Origin of the sequence: Ruegeria sp. HKCCA6837, from assembly GCF_013034475.1 — a bacterium.
Classification (GTDB): Bacteria; Pseudomonadota; Alphaproteobacteria; order Rhodobacterales; family Rhodobacteraceae; genus Ruegeria.
On record NZ_WQGD01000012.1, the window covers coordinates 65,703 to 79,610 of the forward strand.

12 protein-coding genes are annotated in these 13,908 nt (G+C 54.5%); 9 read left to right on the top strand and 3 right to left on the bottom strand.

Translation table 11 applies throughout. From position 1 onward, the window contains the following. Positions 1–59 precede the first annotated feature (59 nt). Positions 60–1,478 carry a tetratricopeptide repeat protein gene (locus tag GOV91_RS16215; protein ID WP_171236272.1) on the top strand — a complete coding sequence of 473 codons (1,419 nt, stop codon included), beginning with the start codon at positions 60–62 and terminating at the stop codon, positions 1,476–1,478. A 92-nt stretch (positions 1,479–1,570) separates the two neighbouring features. Here the strand turns inward: GOV91_RS16215 and GOV91_RS16220 are convergent, their stop codons facing one another. Together GOV91_RS16220 and GOV91_RS16225 are read right to left on the bottom strand one after the other, a co-directional pair. Continuing rightward, the gene (locus GOV91_RS16220; RefSeq protein WP_217352038.1) at positions 1,571–2,041 is read right to left on the bottom strand and encodes a hypothetical protein; all 471 of its coding nucleotides are present in this window, start codon (positions 2,039–2,041) and stop codon (positions 1,571–1,573) included. Positions 2,042–2,467: 426 nt separating this feature from the next. Further along, the gene (locus tag GOV91_RS16225; protein ID WP_171236274.1) at positions 2,468–3,430 is read right to left on the bottom strand and encodes a LysR family transcriptional regulator; all 963 of its coding nucleotides are present in this window, start codon (positions 3,428–3,430) and stop codon (positions 2,468–2,470) included. 128 nt (positions 3,431–3,558) lie between these two features. On the opposite strand from GOV91_RS16225, the gene GOV91_RS16230 reads away from it, so the two are divergent. The 7 genes from GOV91_RS16230 to GOV91_RS16260 all read left to right on the top strand — a co-directional run bounded on the left by GOV91_RS16230 (position 3,559) and on the right by GOV91_RS16260 (position 11,159). Continuing rightward, positions 3,559–4,566, top strand: a complete 1,008-nt coding sequence (locus GOV91_RS16230) for a TAXI family TRAP transporter solute-binding subunit (protein ID WP_171236275.1) — start codon at positions 3,559–3,561, stop codon at positions 4,564–4,566. Between the two features lie 81 nt (positions 4,567–4,647). Further along, positions 4,648–6,861 carry a TRAP transporter fused permease subunit gene (locus GOV91_RS16235; protein ID WP_171236276.1) on the top strand — a complete coding sequence of 738 codons (2,214 nt, stop codon included), beginning with the start codon at positions 4,648–4,650 and terminating at the stop codon, positions 6,859–6,861. Positions 6,862–6,865: 4 nt separating this feature from the next. Continuing rightward, positions 6,866–8,104 carry an FAD-binding oxidoreductase gene (locus GOV91_RS16240; protein WP_171236277.1) on the top strand — a complete coding sequence of 413 codons (1,239 nt, stop codon included), beginning with the start codon at positions 6,866–6,868 and terminating at the stop codon, positions 8,102–8,104. Between the two features lie 27 nt (positions 8,105–8,131). Then, on the top strand, positions 8,132–8,872 hold the full coding sequence (locus tag GOV91_RS16245; RefSeq protein WP_171236278.1) for an aspartate/glutamate racemase family protein: 741 nt from the start codon (positions 8,132–8,134) through the stop codon (positions 8,870–8,872). A gap of 38 nt (positions 8,873–8,910) precedes the next feature. Next, positions 8,911–9,639 (top strand): hypothetical protein, encoded by a 729-nt coding sequence (locus tag GOV91_RS16250; RefSeq protein ID WP_171236279.1) that lies wholly within the window; start codon positions 8,911–8,913, stop codon positions 9,637–9,639. Between the two features lie 61 nt (positions 9,640–9,700). Beyond that, the gene (locus GOV91_RS16255; RefSeq protein ID WP_254440698.1) at positions 9,701–10,696 is read left to right on the top strand and encodes a D-cysteine desulfhydrase family protein; all 996 of its coding nucleotides are present in this window, start codon (positions 9,701–9,703) and stop codon (positions 10,694–10,696) included. Between the two features lie 118 nt (positions 10,697–10,814). Next, positions 10,815–11,159, top strand: coding sequence for a RidA family protein (locus GOV91_RS16260; RefSeq protein ID WP_171236280.1), 345 nt, complete (start codon positions 10,815–10,817; stop codon positions 11,157–11,159). 195 nt (positions 11,160–11,354) lie between these two features. Here GOV91_RS16260 and GOV91_RS16265 read toward each other — a convergent pair whose 3' ends face one another. Next, on the bottom strand, positions 11,355–12,263 hold the full coding sequence (locus tag GOV91_RS16265; RefSeq protein ID WP_171236281.1) for a LysR substrate-binding domain-containing protein: 909 nt from the start codon (positions 12,261–12,263) through the stop codon (positions 11,355–11,357). Between the two features lie 92 nt (positions 12,264–12,355). On the opposite strand from GOV91_RS16265, the gene GOV91_RS16270 reads away from it, so the two are divergent. Further along, complete coding sequence (locus GOV91_RS16270; protein WP_171236282.1) at positions 12,356–13,876, top strand: trimethylamine methyltransferase family protein; 1,521 nt, start codon at positions 12,356–12,358, stop codon at positions 13,874–13,876. Positions 13,877–13,908: the final 32 nt, after the last annotated feature.

Here is a 13,908-nt window from a genome sequence, read left to right on the forward strand (position 1 = left end):
CTTAGCTTTCCAGCGGAATACCTTCACCTTAATTTCAGCTTTTGTTGGAAGGAGTGCGCATGACGGCCGTATCTGAAGTCTCACACAAACGGGCAACTTTCACCGATTGTCGGGGCGTGCCAATCTCGTATAAAGACTCCAAGGCCATTGACGGATTGGAACGCGCGATTGAGATGTCGTTGTCTTTTCGGGGCGACGCGATTGCGGAAATCGACGCGGTTCTGGCCGAGCATCCTGAATTTATCATGGGTTGGCTTTTTAAGGCCGGTTGGCTGACCCAATCCATGGAAACTCGCATCTACAGCGAGATGGTCGCGGCTTTGGACGAGGCGGGCAAGCGCCTCAAATCCGCCAATGATCGCGAGATTGGCCATTACGAGGCGGTCAAAGCCTGGGTAAATGGTGACTTCTACGGTGCGGTGCAGAAATGGGAGGCCGTGCTGGTAAAATACCCCATGGACCTTTTGGCAATGGAGTTAGTTCACTACACCGACGTTCTTCTGGGAGACGTCGCTGGGCAGCGCGACGTGGTCGCCCGCGCCTCCACGCTCTGGGAAGAAAGTATACCCGGATACGAATTCGTGCTGGGTTTCTATGCTTTTGGCCTCGAAGAGAACCGTGACTTTTCCCACGCCGAACAATTGGCGCGTCAGGCTTTGGCCATTCGCCCTGATCACCCCTACGCCGTGCATGCTGTCGCCCACGTTATGGAAATGCGTGGCCGCCAGATGGGCGGCGTGCGGTTCATGCAAGAACGCGCAGGTGAATGGGGCACGTCCAATTTTGCCAATCATCTTTGGTGGCACACCGCACTCTACCACCTTGATATCGAGCAATACGACAAGGTGTACGAAATTTTCGATGCGCATTTGGACTCGCGCCAGAAGGACGGCAATAAATATGAGGAACTGGACGCTTCAGCCTTGCTGTGGCGCATCAACCTTGTTGGCGAAGAGTCTGGCGACCGATGGAAACACCTCGCGGACAAGTGGGAGCCCGCCGCGCAGGACACGCTTTATGCGTTTAACGATGTCCACGCGATGATGACCTTTGTGTCAGATAACAGGGTCGAGGCACAAGACAAGCTATTGACGGCCAATGAGCGATATCTAGAAAACGCGTCTGATGCCAACGTCGCCATGAGCCGTGAGATTGGTATGCCTTTCTGCCTGGCCATGCGCGATTTCAAGAATGAGAAATATGGTGATTGCGTGGATCGGCTTTTGCCCGTCCGCTACCTGACCCACCGGCTTGGCGGATCCTTTGCTCAGCGTGACATCATCGGTTGGACATTGTTGGAGGCCGCCTTACGTGCGCGTCGGTTTGATCTTGCACTGGCCTTGGCCAACGAGCGCACCGCACTCAAACCAACCTCGGCGCAGAACTGGCGGGCCGTAGCGCGGGCGTTCAAAGGGTTGGGCGACACTTCCAATGCTGATCGGGCGATAGCCAAGGCGCAATCCCTAATCCTTGCGTGATCGGGCCAGACCCTTTCGGTTTACATATGAAAAGGCCTTTAAGCGCCCCGACCGGTGACGCTGTGCCGCCATTGTGAAGTGAACTTACTTACCTATTGGGTGGTCAGGTTCGTACTTGAAAAACTGAGAGCCAACATTAAAAGCGAAATGGCACCCAACCACGCTGCAATTACACGGAAAGAAATTCCAACCCACGGCCGTGTAAAGTGCTTCCCGACCAAAAAGCAAATACCCACAAGATACAGCAAACCTAAGTTGGCACCGATCATCGAACCGGACATCGTGAACACCCTGTCTTGGGATGGGCCATCGTCCGGCACCGAAGCATCACCGATCAAAAATGCACCCAGCCCGATCACTAAGGTTGCAAGAAGCGTAGGTTTTCCGGGAAAAAGTGCAGCCGTTGAACAAGCCAAAAAGGCCATTGCAAACATCATTGAATCGATTTCAGCAAAGCCAATCGCGAAAATGAGGCCAGCTAGGCTGGTGACAAAAAAGCTTACAAGAAGAAATCTCGCATGTGCTGGTTTGAACCCGCCAGCAAGCAAACGCAGGCCAATCATCAGCAGGGCTTGCGGTGGCGTTGAAAAGGGGTGGATTATTCCAACGTAAAACCCCTCGATACCCGGCAGGGAACTATGTGCCGACGCCGGATCGGCCACCAACACCAATGGGACAGATGCAAGGGGTTTGGGGTCGTTCATCCTCAGGCGACACCCGTGAGAAACGCAATCCCGGCAAAAGCAATCAGACCACCCGCGCCGCAAAACCACCACCATACCCATCGCCGGAGTGGGCGTACGCGGCAAATGTAGTAAGAAAGTATACCAAAGAAATAGCAAGAAGGCTGTGCACGATACGAGTAGGGAAAACAATTACCCCTTTGAAAAGGGGCCCTTCATTATTGGTAAGCTACGTATTCGAATGATTAAACGTGAGATGATCCAAGCGTTGTCTAAGCGTATGCCGCCCCGCGCAGTTAGGCACTACTATGCCTCCCCCTCTGTTCTGACAATACTGGTGCTGGGATTGGCAGACACATCCTCAAGCATCGCAAGGACTTCAGATTTCCAGCCCGCTTTGATGTTCAGGGCCAACTGTGAAGGAGGGCGGTGTACTGGCTCTAATATCGCGTATTCATACCTAAGTGGGCTTTCGATGGGCAGAAACACGACCTTTCCGCCAGACAGCTGCAATTCCCGTTCGGTTGCAACGGTCAGAGGATCCACGATTGTGCAACACTGCCCCGAACTTACGAAGGGGATCAGGGGTAAAAAGTACTGACAGGTCACCGTCGAGTTATACTGAGCAGAGGCCCCTTGGAACTGTGCCCTTATTTTGCGCTGAAACGGGTGCGTCTCATGAAGACCACCCATTGGAACCCCGTCGAGATCGGAGACCGAGATGCGATCACGTACGGCAAGCGGGTTTTCTCGGTCAATGGCACAGAAACAATCCGCCATAATCAATTCGACGGAATACTGCGGCCCTTTACCGTTGGAATGTTCGAAATCCGCAAAGCCAAAATCGATATTCTGTGTTCCCGCAAGCTCGATAATTTGCGGTGAGCTGCGCGTTGACAAAGTGATTTTAATGTCAGGGTTTTCACCAACTGACTGGCTAATAAACCGCGGAAACAAAAAGGCAGAAGGACCGGGCATGGTTGCAATATTCAGGCTGCCTGAATGCCCTTTAATAAGCCCCTCCATTGTGTTGGAGATCGCAGCTAGACGGTCCAAGATACCAGTCGTCTCAGCAAGCAAATAATACGCTTCGGGGACCGGCACCAACCGCCGCCCTTTACGCTCAAACAATGTCAAACCCAGAGTTTTTTCCAGGTTCTTCAGTGCCAAGCTGATCGCTGGTTGGGTGCGGTTCAGCTTTCTGGCCGTCTGAGCGATGGAGCCTGTTTCCATAACTTCGCGAAAGACTGTGAGCTGTGTCAGGTTCATAACTCATATATAAGCTAAACTTTAGTTTTGTGAAATATAACAAATTTGTATTAATGAAATTTGTCTTTACGCTCTCAGGATCGAGGTTCGGGAAAACCGAATCCCACGATCCAACAACGGAGACGACTATGAAACTAGTGAAATGTCTGACGGGTCTGGCTTTGGCTGGTGCGCTGGCCGCACCGGCGCTGGCGCAGGATCCGACCTTTTTCCGCATCGGCACCGGTGGAGCTGGTGGAACCTATTTCCCCATCGGTGGCACCATTGCGAACGGTATCTCGGCCCCTCCGGGCTCGCGTCCTTGCGAAGAGGGTGGCCAATGCGGCGTACCAGGACTCATCGCGATTGCACAATCGACAACTGCGTCTGTCTTTAACAATGCTGCCGTACAGAATGGCGAGCTTGAGGCCGGTCTTGCCGCAGCCGACGTGACCCGCTCGATGTATCTTGGCGAAGGCAAATTCGAAGGCAAACCCCACCCCAACCTGCGCATCGTCGCAAACCTGTTTCCCGAAGATCTGCATCTGGTGCTTCCAGCCGGTGAGACGATCAACGATCTGAGCGATCTGGAAGGAAAACGCGTTGGTATTGCGCAAGCCGGTTCTGGTACGCAGGTTGCAGTTTTGCAGATGCTGGACGCCTGGGGCGTCAACCGCGACAACATGGACGAAGCCGAGCTGAACAACAGCCAAAGCGCCGAGCGTCTGGCAGATGGTCAGTTGGACGCCTATTTCTACGCTGCAGGTTGGCCTGTTGCCGCGATGGTGCAGTTGTCTTCGACCAAAGGCATGAATCTGCATTCCTTCAGCGACGAAGATCTGGCGAAGATCAACGAGATCATCCCAGCCTATATCCCGTCCGCCATCCCTGGCGGCGTTTATGAAGGAATCGACGCAGAAACCAAGACCCCTGCGGTCAGCGCGATGCTTGTGGTGTCCTCTGAGTTGTCGGAAGACCTAGTTTATCAGTTGACCAAAGCTTTGTGGAACGACAACACCCGCAAACTGCTGGACAATGGCCATGCAAAAGGCAAGCAGATCACGCCTGACACGGCGCTGGACGGTGTCGAAGCCTTGGGTGTTCCGCTGCATCCGGGTGCCGAGAAATTCTATAAAGAAGCCGGTCTGCTTCAGTAAACGAACCCAATTGAAACCTGTCGCTGGTGCCCCTTATGCGGGGCACCGCACTCTGGAAATTTGCGAAATCGGGGGGCCATCATGTCCGAGACCCATAAACTTGATGACCACGAACTGACGGCCGAGGAACTGGCGGCCATCGAAGAACAGTTCGATGAAGGTGCTGCCGTCCGGCAAGTCACGCCCACCACAGGCAAGGTACTGCGCGTTGTCGCCCTGATCTTTGCGTTTTATGAATTTTTTACTGCCGGATTTGGCCTGCCCGCCGACCATTGGCATATGGGTATCTATTTGGCGCTGCTGTTCATTCTTGTCTACGCCACGATCCCGATTGTCGGGGCCAAGAGCCTATATGCCCTTAAAGTCAGCCGGTTCCGCATTGGGAATATCCCCCTCTACGACCTGGTTTTCATGGCGCTTGGCATCACGGCCGCGTTGTATGTTGGTCTTGCCTGGCGCGGCATTCCGTTTCTGGGAATCGAGGAACAGACCTTCCGAATGGGCAATCCCAACGGATATGATGTGTTTCTTGGCGTCATCATCATCCTGCTGGTGCTGGATATAGCCCGCCGCACGTTAGGGTGGGTGCTTCCGCTGATCATCTGTGTCTTTATCTCATACGCCCTGCTGGGGCCGTACTTCCCCGGGTTGTTGCAACATCCCGGCGTGAACTTCAAAACCTTCGTTTCGTCGATGTACTTCCCGCAAGAGGGTATCTACGGGGTCACTCTGTGGGTTGTTTCAACCATCGTCTTTCATTTTGTCCTGTTTGGCGTCATCGCCCAGCGCACCGGATTGGGACAATTGTTTATCGACAACGCTACAATTTTGGCGGGCCGCTACACAGGCGGTCCGGCAAAAGTGTCGGTGGTGTCCTCGGCCTTCTTCGGCACGATCTCGGGTTCTTCGGTGGCCAACACCGTATCAACCGGCGCGCTGACAATTCCCAACATGAAGCGCCTAGGATACCCCGGCCACTTTGCCGGGGGTGTCGAGGCCGCGTCTTCGGCTGGTGGACAAATCACCCCACCGATCATGGGGGCCGCCGCCTTCATCATGGCCGAATTTCTTGAAGTTCCTTATACCACAATCGTCATCGCGGCGATCTTCCCGGCCATCCTCCACTACGTAGGCGTCTTTGCCGTGGTGCATCTGATGGCACGCAAACTGAACCTACAGGGCCTTGCCAAGGAACAACTGCCGCAACTCAAAGCCGTCTGGGCCGAAGGATGGGCCAATATCGTGCCTCTGATCGGACTGCTTGTCGTTTTGTTCACTGGCTACACGCCGTTCATGTCAGCTTTCTGCGGAATCTCACTTGCGGTCATCGCAGGCATGTCGCGGCTCAGGCAACCTCCAACCTTGATTTACGCGGCAGCCTTTTTGGCCTTTGTGCTTTGGAAATTCTCGGACGGCGGATTCGACCTGAACATGACCCTGATCTTATGTGGGCTTTCAGCAGTCGCAACGTTGAACCCCCAGAAACGCATCGAAGTACCTGAAATGCTGCAAGCGGTCGAACTGGGCGTAAAATACTCACTGGCCGTGGGTGCTGCGGCGGCCGCGGTTGGCATTGTTGTCGGTGTGATCAACACCACCGGCATCGGCTTCCGCATCGGATTCATGGTGACGCAGGGCGCGGGGAATCTGGCGGCTGATCTTTACAACATGATCTCATTCGGCAGCTTCCAGTTGTTTGCCATGGAAGACCTTCAGCTGTTTATCTCGCTTGTTTTCATAGCCGTGGTGTGCATCCTGATGGGTGCAGGCATTCCCACCACTGCACTATACATCATGCTGGTCTCTGTAGCACAGCCAGCACTGGCGCAGTTGGGCGTTCCACCCATCGCAAGTCATCTGTTCGTGTTGTACTATGGTGTTGTGTCCGAGATCACACCTCCGGTCTGCACCTCAGCCTACGCGGCAGCGGCCATTGCGAACTCCAACCCATTCCGAACCGGTTTGTCCGCCTTTACCCTTGGGCTGGGCAAGGTGATCGCGCCAATGGCTTTTGTCTACGCTCCGGTGCTGTTGTTTGTATCCTCAACCGGGTTTGATCTGTGGGAGTTCACGTACACTGCGGCCAGCTGTATCGCCGGTGTCATCGCCCTGTCCGCAGCTGTGGTCGGTTACTGGCTGAAGTCATTGAACATAGCGTCGCGTATTTTGATGGCGATCGCGGGGGTGATATTCGTCGCGCCAAGCCTGACAGCGGACCTGATCGCGTTGGCAGTGGCCTCGCCAGTCATCATCACCCAATTGATCGCGCGCAATCGCACCCATTCTCCGGCCTGACAGGATGACACAACAAGTTACCATCATAGGCGCTGGCATCGTCGGCATTTGTTGCGCGCTGTCGTTGCAAGAGCGGGGCATACCTGTCCGTCTTGTAGACCGGGGTGAGCCAGGCCAGGAAACATCATTTGGCAATGCAGGCGTGGTGTCACCCTGGTCGATAATTCCTCAGGCAGTTCCTGGAATTTGGAAGAAGCTGCCGCAAATGCTGTTGGATCCGAAAAGTGCGCTGTCGGTACGGGCGTCATTCTGGCCGAAGATGATACCTTGGGGGATGCGCTTTCTAGGAAAATCCGGCGAAAAAACCGTTCGTGAAGTCTCGGATGCGATGGAGCTTTTGTGCCGTCCATCCATCGATTTGTACCGTCGGCATCTGCACGGCACCGGGCATGAAGATTTAATTGCCGACAGTTATTACATCCACGCTTTCCGCAATTCTGATCAGGCCAGCCTGGACGAGCTTGGTTACCGGATCCGCCGAGAAAAAGGCGGTGAATTGGAGCGTGTCGACAGCGCCGAGTTGCGGCGCCTAGAACCTGCGCTTTCAAAAGCGTTCAAGGCCGCAATTGTGATCAAAGGCCAGGCGCGCGCGATCTCTCCGGGACGCTTGGGCACTGTGCTTGCAGAAAAAGCGCGCGCGCAAGGGGCCGAATTCGTGCGAACCGAAGTCACCAAGCTGACACAAGCCGAAGGAGGCAATTGGCAGCTTGATACTTCGCAAGGCAAAATACATGCACATCATGTCGTTCTTGCCGCCGGGGTATGGTCTGCCGACCTGCTGAAGCCATTAGGACTTCCCGTACCACTTGTGGCTGAACGGGGTTACCATGTTGAATTCCCTAACCCCTCTGCGGTGCTGAACAATTCGGTCATGGACGTGGATGCAAAGATCGTCGCAAGCTCGATGCAAGGTGGATTGAGAGTTGCTGGTACAGCCGAGTTCGCAAGCGTCGATGCTCCAGCCAATCCACGAAAAGAAAAGATTCTGACCGAGCAAGCCAAAGCATTGGTGCCGGAGCTTAATACAGGCGAACCGCAGTTTTGGATGGGCCGTCGCCCCTCTTTTCCCGACAGCCTGCCTGCGATTGGGCCGCTGAAGGGCAAAAAGGGTTTATTTGCCGCGTTTGGACACTCTCACTACGGCCTGATGATGGCGCCGAAGACTGGGGAACTTGTGGCAGACCTTGTGTCTGATCGCAGCCCAAATATCGATTTGGCCCCATTTTCGCTGGACCGTTTCTAAATCTCCAATTCGAAAGGACCTGAGCACATGCCAGTCTACAATGGCGGTCAAAACATTTGCGGGGCTTCGATCGGGGTTTTGTGCCTTGAAAGTTATTTCCCCAAACCCCCAGGACACATCAAAAATCCGTCCAGCCTTCCGTTTCCGGTGCTCTACGAAATGATAAGCGGGATCACCGTCCCTACCCTTCTAAACAACCCAACGCCTGAGTTGCTGGCTCCATTTATTGAGGGCGCAAAACGCCTTGAAGCCGAAGGTGTTCGGGCCATCACCGGAAGCTGCGGTTTTCTGGCGTTGTTCCAAAAGGAACTGGCCGCGGCTGTTTCTGTACCTGTCTTTGCATCCAGTCTTATTCAGGTGCCTCTGGCCTTTCATATGACCGGAGCAAGTGCTCCAGTGGGCGTGCTGACTGCAGACGCTTCAGCGCTGACAGCGAAGCACTTCGAAGGTGTCGGAGCAGCTACCATCCCCGTTGCAGTGCAAGGTTTAGAAGACACCAATGAATTCGCAGAGGTGATCTTACGGAACACGCGGACACGCATGGACACCGACCTGATCGAGGCCGAAGTTCTGGAAGCTGCGCGAAAGCTCATACAACGTGCACCTGATATTCGGTCGCTGGTTTTGGAATGTACCGATTTGCCGCCATATGCCGTGCTCCTTCAGGAAGAGCTGCGTCTTCCAGTCTTCGATTTGACGACATTGGCACAGATGGCGCATACCGTTGCCACGCGCAAAACTTATGGAGGCCTCATGCCTTGGGCGTAAAAGCGCCTGCAGTATCATGAGGGACAACGGGGAAATCAGTGTCCGTTGACTATTCTATCTTGATGGTCGCCATAGGCCTTGGTGCTATGATGCAGGTCGGTGTCGGCATCGGATTTAGCATCATTGCCGGGCCGCCGATGATGATCCTTCTTGGAACGGCAACAGCAGTTCCGATACTGCTACTTTTGAACACTGTCGTTTCAGCGGTCGCAACAGACCAACGGGTGCTGAAGAGCGACAAACAGACAATTCGCACGGCAATCATTGGTTGCCTCGTCGGAGTGGTGTCAGGCCTCTCGATCTACCCCTGGCTAAGCGAAGCGTTTGTCCTTGTTCTGACGGCCAGCCTTTTGCTGATTGGGCTTCTTACGACTTTGCTGCCCGTTCGTTGCTCAATTGGTACAGCAGGATTTTCAACCGTTTCCGGTTTGTCAGGGGTGGCAACCGTTTGGGCGGCGACGCCCGGCCCGCTAATGGTTTTCGGATTGATTGCGAAAGGCCATTCCGCCAAAGAGGTTGCAAAACTGGTGCAACCCATTGCGCTGGTGGCGTACGGTATCGCTTTTGTTTTACACAGCCTGACAGAGACTCAGATGCTCAGTTTTGGCCCGCAACTTTGGGGTTTTATCGCGCTCACACTGACAGGCAGCCTGCTTGGTCGCACTGTAGGCCCCCACTTACCGCAGACACTGATCACGACTGCCATCCGCGTGATTTCCTTTATCGCCTGCGGTGTTCTTTTTCATCGCGCATTGACGATCGCGTAACTTCGAAGGTCAGACCATGATGCAAAAAAACATTCTGGACAGGTTCCCAAGAGCCCAACTCATGTCTGGCCCTACACCCTTGGAGCGGTTGGACAGGCTGTCGGCAGAACTGGGTATAGACCTATGGTTGAAACGTGATGATCTGACAGGTCTTGGATTTGGCGGAAATAAAACGCGGCAACTTGAATTCTACTTTGGCGATGCTGTTCGACAAGGCGCCGACACTATTCTGATCACTGGCGCTGTTCAGTCAAACTTTGTTCGATCTGCGGCAGCTGCGGCTGCCAAATTGGGCATGCAATCCGTGCTGCAGCTGGAAGAGCGTGTACCAGATATGGGTAAGGAGTATTACAGGTCCGGGAATGTGTTGCTTGCAAAGATCTTAGGTGCTGAACACATGAGCTTTCCCGAGGGCGAAAATGAAGTTGGTGCCGACGCTGCGTTACACGCGCGGGCCGAAGAACTGAGAGCGCAAGGACGCAAACCCTATGTCATTCATCTGGGTTTACAACATCCACCTTTAGGTGCCTTGGGCTACGTCGCTGCCGGAAAAGAATTGTGCCAGCAGATGTCGAATGTTGACGCGGTCGTCGTCCCTTCAGGTAGCGGCGCAACACACGCTGGTATATTGGCGGGCCTCGCGCTGGAAGAGAATGCCTGTTCTGTGTTTGGGGTTTGCGTTCGCCGAAATCAACATAAGCAAAAAACCCGAATGAACACTGTCCTGCAGAAACTAGCGGATTTGCTGGAAATCGACGCTGGGCCCTTGCAAGACAAGGTCACCGTTCTGGACGAGGTGTTATCCCCTGGCTACGGCAGACTAAGCGAAGTGACCCGTGCAGCCTTGGAAAAGATGGCGCGCACCGAAGGAATATTCCTTGACCCCGTTTATTCCGCAAAAACATTTGCGGGGTTATTGCACCTGCTGAGTAAAGGAGACATTCAGCCCAGGCAAACGGTTGTTTTGCTGCATACAGGGGGGCTACCTGCGCTCTTCGGATACCAAAAGGAACTGGTAGACAACATGGAATCAAGCCAACCAAATCAGTCTCAATAGCCTGCCGACTTGCGCCGCAGATTTATTGTTGCTGAACGCGATTGACCTCAACGGCCACCTGCTGTTTGGCGTCGACAAGCACTCAACTCAAGCTTCCTCAACTGGAAAGACATAAGAAATGACCATTACTCGGATCGAAACCGCCCAGCGCATGAGCCGGATCGTTAAACACAACGGCGTCGCCTATCTTTGCGGGCAAACCTCGGACGCAGCTACTGTCGCTGAACAAACACGCGACATCTTGGCCAAGGTGGAAGACCTGTTGACCAAAGCAGGCAGCGACAAGAGTCGTATTTTGAAATGCGAGATTTGGCTGGCCGACATGGCAGACTTTGCTGAGATGAATGCTGTTTGGGACGCTTGGGTGCCCGAAGGTCACGCTCCTGCCCGCGCCTGCGGAGAGTCCAAACTCGCCCGCAGCGTCTTGAAGGTGGAAATGATTGTGACCGCAGCCTACGACTGAACCGAAGCCCAGGGGCGTAGACGAGATCAGCTATACGTTTTGACGGCATGGCAGCATACGTCCCTGGCTATCCAACAAACGTCAAAGCAGCCGCACAGTTTGGCCAATCCAAGCACCAAGGGTCAGTGCGAGTGTGATCTCCAATCCAAACCTTTAGGATGAATGTATTGACGTAAACTCCGGCATGCCCGCCGGTCAGATGGGTTGCCGGTTTTTCAGCACCCAGTCACGAACGGTTTCCGCTTTGGGCGTCAACGACCCGATCTTGGACCAAACCAGATAAAACCCGTTTCCAGTTTTCCAGGCCCATTCGGGACGCCCCGCCAACAAGCCCTTTCTCACGAGAGGATCGACAAGGTGGTGCCAACCGAAGGCAAACCCCTCGCCCGCAATGGCGGCCTGCAACACAAGAGCGTAATCATTCAGTCTCAGCCCGCCACTTGGCGGCATGTCCTTAACACCAAATTCGTGAAACCACTGCTGCCAGGATGGTCGTTCGCGGATCGGTTCTTCCAGGTGAATCAAACGTTGGCTCAGTAACCCCGGTACGTTTTTCAGGTTTACGGCCGCAGCCATCACGCGGGGCGCGGCGACCGGGTAAATCACTTCTTCGGCAATTAATGCGCATTCGCAGTCCGGCCAAGATCCATTGCCACGACGGATGGCCAGACTAATCGTCTCAACACTAAGATCGGATTCCCGATCGCTCGATTGCAGACGCAAGTCGATTTCGGGGTGGTTTTGCTGGAACGAACCAAGGCGCGGCAAAAGCCAGTAATTGTTGAAGGCAGACGATGCGCTGAGGGTGACATGGTCGCTGCTTGCGAATTGTCGGATCGATGCTGCGGATTGTTCCAATTGGGTAAACGCCCGGGTCACATCTGAAAACAAACGGCTTCCAGCATTGGTGAGAGTGATCTTTCGGCGGCTACGCTCAAAGAGCACAACACCCAATGACACCTCCAATTGTTTGATTGTCATGCTCACTGCAGGTTGCTGAACATTTAGTTCCTGCGCGGCATGCGTGAAGGATTCCGTTCTGGCCGCCGCTTCGAAATATACCAGATGACGCGGTGAAGAAAAATGAGACCAGAGGTTTTGCATAAGCTCCACTTATCCAAATCATATATTATTTCAAGCGTCACAAAGGCGGATTCGAAAGCTATTTTCTACGTACTTGCTTAAAGAGGGGTCCAATGGCTCGTAGGTCACGCACATCAAGGGCACGAAACGCCGTGCAAACCGGCGCTGCTCCGTCTCCCTTTATTCGCCGAACACTGCCTCATTACGACGTGTTGGACGAGGATCAGATCGCCCGGCTAGAGGAGCAGGTGGATTGGATATTGCAAGAGGTCGGCATCGCCTTTCGCGACGACCCAGAGGCGCTGGAACTTTGGAAGCGCGAAGGTGCAACCGTCAACAAAGACATCGTGCGCGCGCCGTCCGATTGGATACGCAATCTCTGTGCCAAGGCTCCACGCGAATTCACCCAACTGGCGCGAAATCCTGAACGGTCCGTTCAGATTGGCGGGATGAGCCAGGTTTTTGCTCCGATTTACGGCGCGCCCTTTGTACGCGACGTTGAGGGCGGGCGCCGGTATGGCGATCTTGAGTCATTCGAAAAGCTGGTCAAGCTGACCTATATGCATCCAAACCTGCATCATGGCGGTTTTGTCACCTGCGAACCCTGTGACGTTCCGGTCAGCAAACGGCACCTCGATATGCTGTTCGCGCACATGACCCTCAGCGACAAGCCGCATCTTGGCGCCATTACCGAGATGAGCCGCGCACAGGATAGCGTCGAGATGGCCGAGATCGTTTTTGGGGCCGACGTGATGGCAGAAAACTGCGTCATAATGGGTAACGTGAACACGAACTCACCGCTCTTGGTGGACCGGGTGGTAACAGAGTCGGCCCGCGTCTATTCGACCCGCGGTCAGGGTTTGATTGTAGTGCCCTTCATCCTGTCCGGTGCCATGGGGCCGGTCTCGACGGCCGCATCCGTGGCCCAGGCCATGGCCGAGGCGATGATGGTCTGTGCCTACGTGCAATTGCTGCGCCCGGGTGCGCCTTTCGTACTAGGAAATTTCCTTTCATCAATGTCGCTGAAATCCGGTGCACCGACCTTTGGCATGCCCGAACCGGTGATTTCCAACTATGCGATCGGCCAGTTGGCGCGCCGTGCCGGACTACCACTGCGTTGCGGCGGATCGCTGACCGCCTCGAAGATCGAAGATGCGCAGGCCGCCTACGAATCCGCAGATTCCATGCATTCCACAATGCTGGCCGGAGCGAACTTTGTACTGCACTCCGCGGGCTGGCTTGAGGGCGGGCTGTGCACCGGCTTTGAAAAGTTGATCATGGATGCCGCTCGACTGGGATCTTACCAGAAGGTGCTGGGTCAGGGTCTGGACACCAGTGACGAAGCCTTGGCCCGCGACGCCTATGACGAGGTTGAAGCCGGAGGTCACTTCCTGGGCTGTGCCCACACCATGCGTAACTATCAAACGGCATTTTATGAGCCGAAACTCAGCGACAGTGAGAATGTCGAAAGCTGGCAAGAAGGTGGCTCGAAAGACATGCGTCATCGCGCTTATGAGCGCTGGAACCAGATGCTAAACGAATACGAACCGCCCGGGATGGATGAGGCCAAAAATGAAGAGTTGGCCGCCTATGTAGCGCACCGTAAAGAGGAAATCCCAGATGCATGGTATTAGGCTCTGGACCCGTTGATTTCCGTTTGGCTGCG